Genomic DNA, 10,636 nt, shown 5'->3' on the forward strand with positions numbered 1-10,636 from the left:
TGGCCACCCGCAGCTCACAGTGAACCGCGCAGACCACACCTCGAACCATCAACTCGCCACAATGGCATGACAGTTGGAATTAGCCACCAAGATCCCACAGGCCCGGGAGGGCTAGGACACCGGCCCCGAAACCGCTGCTCGTGTGCGGTCCGGCAGGCGGTGGCGGCCGGGGGCGCGGCCCGACATGGACAGGCCCCGGCAGACCGCCGCGCAGTGATCCCCGCCATGTCGACTCCACGCTGGCCAGGTATGCCTCGCGGGGCCCGTAGAGGGCTTGTGCGAAGCGGGAGAACAGCAGGGTGGCTTCACTGGTCCCTGACCAGACCACGGCCATAAGTCGGATTTCGGCGGGGACGGCTAGGCGGCCCCACACGCTCGACAGTTTTCCCCAGCCGCCGGCCATGACCACCGATGAACGCGGGCAAGGCGCTCAAAGCGGCGGGGCGGTGGCTGGGCGACTCGACAGTTCCCGAGCGGGTCTACGTGCGGCCCACGGAGGGCCAGGCGGTGGGCCCCTTCGCGGCCGTGCCGCTGGGCGGCTTCGCCGAAGGCGGAGAGAAGCCGCCCAGCGGGCCACCGGCCGCGCGAGAGCGCCGGCTCGAACTTCGCCAAGGCCAAAGCCGTTGGCGTGGATCACGGACCCACGCCAACGGCCCGGGGCAACGCGCCAGGGTCAGTGCTCAGCGCGCAGGACGCCTAGCAGCCCGTTGGCTTCGTCGTTGATTCCCGCAGCGAACCAGACCGCGTCCCGGCCGCCGGACCGGTCGGTGCCGCGCAGAAGCCCCCACAGCCCGGGGATCTCGATCGGGTGCCCCTTGCGATCCTTGAGAGTTCCCTCGAAGTGCCCGGTGCGCAGGTCGAAGGCGTTGATGCGGCCGTCCCCGAAGTTTCCGACAAGGAGATCACCGGAGAACTTCCCGAATCCCCGGGGTGCTACCTCAAGACCCCAAGGCGAGTTGAGCACACCCTGGCTCGCGAAGCGCTGCAACAGCCGTCCCTCGGTGCTGAACACGTCGATGAAGCCGTTGCCCGGACCGGCGACGTCATCCTCCTTGTCCGCATCCTGCTTGGCGTACGTCACGAACACCCGCGAGCCGATCACCTTGACGTCGAACGGCGCGAAACCGCTGGGAATGTTGGGGTCCTCGAACCGGCCAGTGGACGGCACAAGGGTGAAGTTCGTGTCGAAGACGTCGATGCGCGCGTCGCGGAAGTTCGCGACGAGCAGCCTCGGCCTCTCGTCCCTCCCGCGGTAGTCATGCTTCTCCGGGCTGCGCACCAGCGTCAGCCCCTTGAACACCGCGTTTTCGCTACCGCTGTTCTCGTGCGCCACCCGGACGGCGCTCGTCCGGGATACGACCGGATCCCACGCGAAAAGGTCACCGTTCTCCCCCGCGAAGACGAACCGGGCGACGCCTGCCTTCCCGAAGCCGCTGAACCGGAACGCGTCAGTGTCGTTGCGCACGATCCCGGTCGGCGCGCCGCCCGCCGGTATCGACACCACCAGGGGTGAGATCCTGACCGGCCTCCCCCGCTGGGCCCCCTCGTACATCGTGGCCTTGTCGGCGCCATTGTCCGCGACCCACACCCTTCCGGTGCGCGACGATGCCAGACCCCAGGGGTTGACCAGGTTCGGATCCGTCTTTTCCGCCCTGCCCGGGATGTCGGAGACCAGATCGACCTCTCGGAAGCCGGTGTCCGGCCGTTGCCACGGCGGCCCCGGCTCGGGCGGCGACACGGCAGCCAGGGCGCCGACGGCGCCCAGGGACAACGCGCCCACCATCAGCCGTCTGGTGAGGGATCGGGGTCGACGGACAGACGACTGCTGTGCCATGGAGACGCTCCTTGGTAAATCGGATGAATTACTCGAAGTCATCACATGTCACTGAAGTCACACTCGCCACCCGAAGCAGAGTCGCATACCGCCGATCAGGCGGTGCCGAACCGGACGCCTGCGGCGGCTGTCGCCGACGGTCGGAGGGGAACGCGTTAACCCGGCGTGACACCCGCCGCCGGTTGCCGCGTGGCGGTAACCCTTGCGGGGCAGGTTGAGCCCAAGGTGGTTTCGGACGAGTCGCTGAGCCTGACGCCCGCCCCGCCAAGGCCCGCAGCGCCCGAAGACACCCTTTGACCGGCCCGCACGGACCGAACACTCCGCGAGCGGGCGCCCCCGTACTCCCACCTGCTCTGCGCACGCCGCGACTCCCCACATGGTTGAGCAGCAGAGCAAGTGAGGCTACGAGTAGCCCTGGCCGCTTCCAAGGATCGTCATCAGTGCTGCGTGGTGTCGTTGTCCCGGCCTCCCGCAGCAGGCGGACCTTGTCACAGTGGAACGCTGCCGAGTTGGGGGTGCTGAATACCGGGATGGGGATGGCACGGGCGCTGCGGCAATGTCGGTCCTGGCCACGACGCCAGAAGGGTGCCTGCCGTGTGCCGCTGTGAAAGGTTGGCCGTTCCTTAACGGTGCGCTGCTGATCTGCTGGCCTTGCCCTGTAGCGCCTGATCCTAGGGTTGTTGACGTTACACGGCGCAGGCCCCGCGACTCGCGTCCCTCGGAGCCTGCGTTCCTTCCCCCTGCGCCATGAAGGCTCGCGGTGAGCCGGCCGTGGTTTCCCGTTCGCTCTGGTCGGCCACAGCGGCTTTCCTGGCGCAGCGGTTCCGCACCGGCACGAAGTCACTGCGGAAGGAGGGCGGAGCGGCGGTGGACCGCTGTTGCCGGGCGGCGCGTGCCCCAGCGGGCCGCCCGGCAACAGCCTCGAGACCCATCGGAACCGAGGGAGGATCCCGTGCCAAATCGAACCGGCTGACAGACGTCGCTCCATCCCGTGGGCCGCGAAGCGGCGACGGCTTCCACAGGACCGCCCGTGTCCCGGCCGTCGTGTAACCGATCAACGCTGTGACCTGCGGCTGAGCTGTCAGCGGTGATTCGCGAGCACTTGCAGGAGACCCAGCGGCATGGACGCTGCCGCACGCGCCCCTACGTCCAGGGGCTGGAACACGCGGACGGCATGCACCGGTTCTCGTTGACCTGCTCCTCCCACCCCAGCACGACGACCTGGACGAAGGACGTCACCGTCGCCGAAGCCGCCGACCTCGTACGAGCCCTGGTAGAACGCCTTCTCTCAGACCCCGCATCAAGAACGTCAGGATCAAGGGTGCCTGGTTTCTGCGGCCCCCAACCCGTGAGAGGCAGCTGGCTATCAGGCGGCCCCTCCGCTGTAGCGTACGGCCGCCTGCATCACCCGCACACCCCTGCGACCACTGCTCACCACCACCGCGCCCGCCACCGCCGTAGCGAGCTGACCGGCAGAACCCGGGCCACACCGCCTGGTACCCGTCCTCGCCTGCTTTTGCCGTGATCGTCTGAAGGAATGGAACGACCGCAGCGGTGATAACCGCTATCCCCACCGTCTCCGGGACGCCTTTAAGGTGCCCTGCATCCACCAATGGGGGGCGGCTGAGCTCTTCCTGGCGCGCCATCTCAACCGAGACGGCAGCCGCCTCGTGGAACCTTCCCTGATCCAGCAGCACATCCATCAACTCGCCCAGGAAATCAGAGGAGCCATCCGCGGCACTGCTGTCGCCTGACTCTGCCGCCTGAAGAATCAGAGCGATGGCTTCTTCCGTGGCGCCCTGCTCGTGCTTAAAGCGGGACAAGTCAAACATCGCACGGGTGCCGCCTGTCTCAGCAGCTCGGCGGTACCAGATCTCGGCCTCTTCCGCCGCACCCTGGCGACTCAAGAACTTGGCTAGATGCGCCATGGGGTCTCATCGCAGCTTCCCGAGCGGAGGGCCGTTCCACGCGCCCCTGGCGGGAGGAATCTGGACGTGCGGCGGTGCGGCCCGGACGACTTCGCTCCTCGCCCCGTGCGCTCCGCTCGCCCGAGCTGCTGGGCCTCCGGGGCTGGGTGACGGGGGTAGGGCTTGGCGCCGGTTTCCGTTTCGATGGTCCCCGCCCTAATAACAGGCCCTAGCGCCGGGACCACTGGAGATCACGAACAAACGGGCGACTGCGGGGGAGGTCAAGCCGTCGCGATGCGGCGCAAGATGCGGGCGCGGGCGGCCTGGTGGTCGGCTCGGCCGTCGCCTCTCCGGGGGTAGCGGCGGCGGGGCTGGCGGGGAAGCGTCGTGAGGGTGAGCACGGCCTGGTCCTGGTGGGTCTGGGGGCCGGTGCGGATGCCTGCCTTAGGTGCGTACATCCATGCTTCCTCCTGCTGCCACCAGCGGTACAGCTCGGTCTCGACGGCGTACTGGCGGGCGCGGGCGGCTCCGCGGCCGTGGACGTCCAGGGCCTTGGCTGCGGGGATCAGGGAGCCGGGCCGGGGCCGGTAGTAGGGCGTGCCGGCACGCTGGGCGGCGAGGGCCTTGCGGGCGCCGTGCTGCAGGTCGGTATGGCGGCGGTGGACGGTGCGGCCATACACGCGGCACTTCTCGCCGGGCACGGCCTGGCAGGTGGGGCACTCGTGGTGGACCGTCATCACGGCGCGGGTGGCGACCATGAGGTCCCGCATCCGGCCCAGGTTCTTGGCTGCCGTGCGTGGCGCGTACCCGCTCCTCTCGGAGACCTCCGTGAGACTCAGGGGCCGTTCTGCGTGCTCGGCCAGCAAGTCGGCGAGGTCTTCGCCTCCTCCGGACACCGAGTTCTGCGCATGCTGTTGATGACTGGTGCGGGCCCGGAGCGGCTGGGCCAGGGAATCGCGCGCATCAAGACCGAGATCACAAAGTCCGCACTCCTCAGCGAATGGAGCGGTGACCGACATGTCGCTGTCGACATCCCGCCCGGGGCGGAAACGGACAGCTTGCTCAAAGTCATGGAGCGCGAAGTGGCGGAGGCCGGGGCATTCTGGGAGTGGGCTCACGCTGAGCCGTTCTCCACGCACCACTGACTGAGACACACCGGCAAACGGGCAGTGAAGGTGCCCCTACGTCAGTGATCCCGCTATCAGGGACAAACCCTCACCGGATATGTCTCATGCCCAACTATCGGGCGTACCCGATGCGGATGTCGGCGGTCGGGGTGTACGGCGCTAGGGCGAGCGGGACCGGGGTGCCGGGGCGCCACGGCTGGCCGGGCCCGCGGTCGGCGGGGGTCGGCACGCGCAGGAGCTTGGCGAGCCGGGGCACCTTGGTGAAGCGGCCGGTGTTCCTGCGGGCCTCGCCCCAGGCGTGGAGCTTTGATGCCCCGGTAGCCGAGGGCGAGGCACTGGTCCGCGACGTCGAGGAACTCCTTTCTGTTTCTGGTCCTCGGACGGGCCGTTCGGGGCGCGGGGGTGGCGGTCAGGAGCCGCCGTACGCCTGGAGTTCGTAGACGCTGCCGCCGTTGTAGCTCGAGCCGGTGATGGTGAGCCGCAGGTAGCGGGCGGACACCGGCGACGATGCGGAGGAGTAGTTCGCCGACGACGTGGTGTTGGCGGCGGTGTGGTTGTCGAGGGTGGACCAGTTCACGCCGTCGCTGGAGTACTCCAGGAGGTACTTGTAGCCGCTCGGCTTCTCGAAGGTGGTGACCACGCTGAAGAGCGTCGTGACCTTGCCGAGATCCACTTGGATCCAGGAGGGGTCCGGCAGCCCGAGGCCCTGCGCCCAACGGGTGGACAGGTTGCCGTCGACCGCGAGATCAGCGGTGTTGGGGCTGGAGTACGACGAGACGGTGACCGGTTTACCCTGGGCGAGGTCGTTGAAATTGCCGTACGCCTGGAGTTCGTAGATGCTGCCGCCGTTGTAGTTCGAGCCGGTGATGGTCAGCCGCAGGTAGCGGGCGGGCACCGGTGATGCGGCGATGGAGGTGTTCGCCGACGACGTGGTGTTGGTGGCAGTGTGGTTGTCGAGGGTGGACCAGTTCACGCCGTCGCTGGAGTACTCCAGGAGGTACTTGTAGCCGCTCGGCTTCTCGAAGGTGGTGACCACGCTGGAGAGCGCTGTGACACTGCCGAGGTCGACCTGGATCCAGGAGGGGTCCGGCAGCCCGAGGCCCTGCGCCCAACGGGTGGACAGGTTGCCGTCGACCGCGAGATCAGGGGTGTTGGGGCTGGAGTACGACGAGACGGTGACCGATTTTCCCTGCGCGAGGTCGATGTTGGCGGGCATGGTGATCGTCGCGGCCGGGCTCGGTTGCGACTGGTTGAACGCCGCGTCCAGGGCCACGACGGTGAAGCTGTACGCGCTTTGCGGTGTCAGACCGCTGACCCGCGTGGTGGTCTTGTTGGTCGTGACGATCCGCTTGCCGTCCTGGTAGACGTCGTAGTTGGTGACGCCGACGTTGTCGGTCGCTGCGGGCCAGCTCACATCGGCGACGCTGGGCAGCAGCGGGGTGACGGTCGGCTTCCCGGGGGCGTTCGGGGCCTGCTGGTCGGTGTTCGGTGGCAGGGCCGTGCCATAGACCTGGAGTTCGTAGATACTGCCGCCGTTGTAGTTCGATCCGGTGACGGTGAGGCGGACGTAGCGGCCGTCGATCTCGGTGGCAGCGGGTGAGTAGTTGGTCTGTTCGGTGGTGGCTGTGCCGGTGTGGTCATCCAGCGTGGTCCAGTGATCCTGGTCCGGCGAGACCTCGATGCGGTACTTGTAGCCGCTGGCCTTTTCGAAGGTGGTGATCACGCCGCTCACGTTGTACTGGGCGCCGAGGTCGACCTGGATCCAGGAGGGGTCCGGCAGGCCGAGGCCTTGGGCCCAGCGGGTGGACAGATCACCGTCGACGGCCAGACCGGGGGTGTTGGGGTCGGAGTACGACGAGACAGTGACCGGTTTGCCCTGGGCGAGGTCACCCCCCGACGGCATGGTGACGGTGAGCGCGGAGCTGAGCGGGGATTCGTTGCCGGCCGCATCACGGGCGGTGACGGTGAAGGTGTACGTGGCCCCGGCGGTCAGACCGGACAGGCGTACCGACGTGCCGCCGGAAGCGCTGATCACCTTGCCGCCGCTGTAGACGGAGTAGCCGGTGACAGCGGTGTCGTCGGTGGCCGCAGGCCAGCTGAGGTCGGCGACGGTCGGGAAGTCGGTGACCGCGCTGGGCTTGCCGGGGGCAGTCGGCGCGGTGTGATCGGTCACCGCCGGGTCCGGATCCAAATACTGGTACGCGGGCTGGAGGCCGGCGTTGTCCACGATGGAGGCCGGGAGCTGGTCACACCCACTGACGGTGGTGTTGTTGGTGATGGTGTCGTTGGTGCTGTTGAACTGGGTGGTGAACGCCCGCTGCGTGGTGAAGTTGTACTCGGCGTTGATGTCCATACCGTGGTTGAGCAGCAGCCACTGATAGGCCACGTTGCAGAACGCGTTGTTCGTGGTGGTCCAGTAACGGCTGCCCTCATCCTGGTAGATCGCCCCGTACGCGGGCGTCGGAACATTCGAGACGAAGTTCCCGGACACCACACCACCGGGGTTGGCGCTCAGCGTGTAGATGGCGCCACCGTCGGACTGCGACTTCATGATGTCGCTGATCTCGTTGTCACTGACCACGTTGTTCTGGCTAGTCGTGGGGGTGGTCCAGACTGGTACACCGGAGTTGCCCGGGTAGTTGCTGTCACCGCCCGCGTCGGTCAGGCCCCAGCCCCAGCCCACCGAGATGCCGCTGTAGGGCAGGTTGTACACCTTGTTGTGGGTGATCACGGTGTGGTCGGTGTAGCCGGCGAGGATACCCACCGAGCCGTTGTACTGGTCGGCGACATTGGTGACGACATTGTTGTCGACCGTGTTGTCCTTGGTGATATCCCGTGTATCAGTGGGATGGGCATCGATCACATCCGTCCCGCCGACCTGGATACCGGTGGCGGCGACCTCCGTGAACACGTTCCCGGTGATATCCGTGCCCTGGGTGCCGGTGTTCAGATTGAGCCCGACCGCGCCGAGATGGGTGAAGGTGTTGCCTTCGAAACCGATGCTGTGGCCGAAGCTCACATTGACCGCACCAGGCGTCTTGACCCACTTCAGGCGGGTCGAGTCGAAGTCCGTGTTGGTGCCGACGATCCGGAACCCGGCCTGGCCTTCCACCATGCCGTCGCTGGAACTGGGCGCCAGCCAGGTGGAGTACGAGAACGTGACGCCCTGGAAGGAGACGTTGCTGACCGGGTTGTCGACGGTCCCGTTGAGGTCGACGAGGTCTTGGACCTGCGGGATGGTGACGGTGGCGGTCGTCATGTTCTGCCCGGCCTTGGGCATGTAGTAGATGTCGCCGGTGCTTTTGTCCAGGTACCACTCACCGGGGGTGTCCAGCAGCTCGCGAGCGTTCTCCAGCCAGGTCGGGTTCTGGATCTCCTCACCCTGGTGCAGATTGGCGTTGTTCCAGCAGGGCTGCTGCATCGTCATGGTATTACCGGAGATCGACTGCACCGGGCAGCGGTACAGCATCCAGCCCCACGCACTGACCACTTCCATGTTCGACACGTTCTTGTACGAGTCGAGACTGGTGTCAGTGAACGTGTAGCCGGTGGAGGTCTTGGTGAACCCGGAGGGGTTCTTCGCACTGCGCGCCCGGGTCTCCAACTCCCCGTTCACATACAGCTGCCGGGTGTCGACATTACCCACATGCGCCTTGTACACGTTGTGCGCCGCATCGGAGAGGGTCCAGCCGGTGACCTGGCTGCCGCCGCTGACCACCGGATGGGCACCCGGCGCGGCCTCGTACACGACGCGGTAGCCGTTGGTACCGGAGTCCTGGCTGGTCAGCGTGAACGTGCTCGCCAGCTGGTAAGTACCGGACATCAGGTCGACGTGGATGTCGCTCTGCATGTTCTGGTCGATCGTGCGGACGAAGTTCCGGGCTTCGTCCAGCGTCTTCAACGGGTCCGACGCGCTGCCAGACGCGGTGTCATGACCCAGCGTCGGGGAGACATAGACATAGACGGCGGCGGCCGCTGAGGAGGCGGCCTGGGCCGAGGCCGCGCTGACCGGTGCCATCACGGTGGCGGCCAGGGATATTGCGGCGATGCGGGTGGTTCTCCGCGTCAGTGCGCGGAGCAGAGCAGGAAATTTCGACACTGAAAGTTCCAATCGGCACCAGGAGAAGGGAGTTGATGACGTGCAGGCTGCGGGCGCCAGTGCAGCCGGCGCCCGCAGCGACGCCGCCACTACTTCGACGCCCGCTCCTCGGCCGCCAACGGATCGCGGGTGCGGCCGGCCAGGTTGAAGAGCCGATCACAAATCTTGCGTTCGAACTGATGCCGAGTGGTGTCGATATGCGCGCCGGCCGATCGCAGCCAGGACCTTGACCACCTCACGGACGACGTTGCGAGTCGCGCCGAGGATTTTCAGCGAGCCCCTGCTCGGTCGGCAGCCGGTCGCCGGTCAGCAGGTTCGGCTCGGCGATGTAGTTCAGCAGCCGCTCCGCGACCAACTCGTACCCGAGACGGTAGCCGTCTGACGCCTCGTCCGGCCCCTCGGGAGTCGGCGTTGGCTGTCCGCGCATTGGCAGCCTCCTCGCTAGTCACAGTGGATCAGATCTATTTGCGCGGTCACTATGGCATCGGAGTGACCGGAAAGGAAGCTTCGTGCCGAACTTCGTCGGTCAAGTGCATAACTCTGTGAAAACAAGCTGACAAAAGTGGCCATAATCGGACCAGACATGCACAGAGATCCCCCGATACATATGGTCCTTGCAGCCACATTGAGCAGATGCTTGCAAGCGGACAGCCCAGGCGGCGCCAATGGTGGGATGGCAGCCGTTGCGGTGGCCGGCGCGAACGACCGGGACATCGTCGCGGTCCCCGGCGGCAGCGACGCGCTGGTAGCGGCCCCGGCCGGGCTGCTGCTGCGCGCCGCCGACGCCTGATCCACGCCGTGCCGCCGATCCGCGGCAAGCGCGGACGGCCGCGTCGGCGCCCCGGCGTGCTCTACGCCGACCGGGGCTACGACCACGACATCTACCGCCGCCAAGTCCGCGACCTGGGCATCCGCCCGCTCATCGCCCGCCCCGGCACCGAGCACGGCAGCGGCTTGGGCAAGAACCGCTGGGTCGTGGAAGCAGCCTTCGCCCTCCTGGGGCCTTCCCCCGCGAAAGTGGACACCTGTTCGCGTCGTTATGCGGCAAGTGTGATGGTAGCTGATGCGTGCTCGTAGTCGATGGGGGACATCTGTGCCGCCGCTGAGTGCCGTCGTGTGGTGTTGTATCTGGTGACCCAGCGGAAGACCGCCATCCGGCAGGCGCCGGCGCCGTCGTAGCGGCGGGCGCCCTGCAGCGTCTCCCGTTTCAGGGCGGCGTTGAACGACTCGGCGGCAGCGTTGTCCGCGCTCGTGCCCACCGCCCCCATGGACTGCGTCACGCCCAACTCACTGCACAGCTCGGCGAATTCACGGCTGGTGTACTGAGCGCCGTGGTCGGTGTGGAAGACGGCGCCGGCGAGGCTGCCGCGGGTGGCCGCGGCAGCCTTCAGTGCGTCTGCGACCAGTTCGGTGCGCATGTGGTCGGCGATCGACCACCCGGCCAGGCGGCGTGAGAAGCAGTCCACGACCGTCGCCAAGTACAGGAACTCGCCGTCGCCGACGGGAAGATACGTGATATCGCCCACGTACTTAGTGTTCGGCGCATGAGCGGAGAAGTCACGCAGGAACATGTCCGGCACCGGGGTGTCGGAGGGCTCGCTGACCGTGGTGGTCACTCGCCTGCGCAGCCGCAGGCCCACGATCCCGTTCTCGCGCATGATCCGCTCCA

The 10,636-nt window shown here is 67.0% G+C and carries 6 protein-coding genes and 1 pseudogene; 2 read left to right on the forward strand and 5 right to left on the reverse strand.

Annotated elements, in window-relative coordinates; translation table 11 throughout:
• Positions 1-673 precede the first annotated feature (673 nt).
• Both EFK10_RS31180 and EFK10_RS31185 read right to left on the reverse strand, forming a co-directional pair.
• On the reverse strand, positions 674-1,834 hold the full coding sequence (locus EFK10_RS31180; protein ID WP_206305651.1) for a TIGR03118 family protein: 1,161 nt from the start codon (positions 1,832-1,834) through the stop codon (positions 674-676).
• A gap of 2,188 nt (positions 1,835-4,022) precedes the next feature.
• Complete coding sequence (locus EFK10_RS31185; protein WP_456318737.1) at positions 4,023-4,637, reverse strand: zinc finger domain-containing protein; 615 nt, start codon at positions 4,635-4,637, stop codon at positions 4,023-4,025.
• Here EFK10_RS31185 and EFK10_RS31190 point away from each other — a divergent pair.
• The gene (locus tag EFK10_RS31190) at positions 4,593-4,886 is read left to right on the forward strand and encodes a DUF4265 domain-containing protein (protein WP_164836219.1); all 294 of its coding nucleotides are present in this window, start codon (positions 4,593-4,595) and stop codon (positions 4,884-4,886) included. The genes EFK10_RS31185 and EFK10_RS31190 overlap by 45 nt on opposite strands.
• A gap of 391 nt (positions 4,887-5,277) precedes the next feature.
• On the opposite strand, the gene EFK10_RS31200 is transcribed toward EFK10_RS31190, so the two are convergent.
• Both EFK10_RS31200 and EFK10_RS31205 read right to left on the reverse strand, forming a co-directional pair.
• Positions 5,278-8,886 (reverse strand): discoidin domain-containing protein, encoded by a 3,609-nt coding sequence (locus EFK10_RS31200; RefSeq protein WP_127359009.1) that lies wholly within the window; start codon positions 8,884-8,886, stop codon positions 5,278-5,280.
• Positions 8,887-9,202: 316 nt separating this feature from the next.
• Positions 9,203-9,394 (reverse strand): hypothetical protein, encoded by a 192-nt coding sequence (locus EFK10_RS31205; protein ID WP_407647188.1) that lies wholly within the window; start codon positions 9,392-9,394, stop codon positions 9,203-9,205.
• 359 nt (positions 9,395-9,753) lie between these two features.
• Here EFK10_RS31205 and EFK10_RS31210 point away from each other — a divergent pair.
• Positions 9,754-9,966, forward strand: a pseudogene (locus EFK10_RS31210) (IS5/IS1182 family transposase); the annotation flags it as partial.
• A gap of 38 nt (positions 9,967-10,004) precedes the next feature.
• Here the strand turns inward: EFK10_RS31210 and EFK10_RS31215 are convergent.
• Positions 10,005-10,636: IS3 family transposase (locus EFK10_RS31215; protein ID WP_127359007.1), on the reverse strand; the 632-nt coding region annotated here is incomplete at its 5' end.

Source organism: Streptomyces soli (assembly GCF_003999195.1).
In the GTDB taxonomy this organism is placed as follows: domain Bacteria; phylum Actinomycetota; class Actinomycetes; order Streptomycetales; family Streptomycetaceae; genus Actinacidiphila; species Actinacidiphila soli.

Coding starts and splice junctions, on each gene's coding strand:
- EFK10_RS31180 (WP_206305651.1), bottom strand. CDS start 1,834: ATGGCACAGCAGTCGTCTGTCCGTCGACCCCGATCCCTCACCAGACGG.
- EFK10_RS31200 (WP_127359009.1), bottom strand. CDS start 8,886: ATGGCACCGGTCAGCGCGGCCTCGGCCCAGGCCGCCTCCTCAGCGGCC.
- EFK10_RS31205 (WP_407647188.1), bottom strand. CDS start 9,394: ATGCGCGGACAGCCAACGCCGACTCCCGAGGGGCCGGACGAGGCGTCA.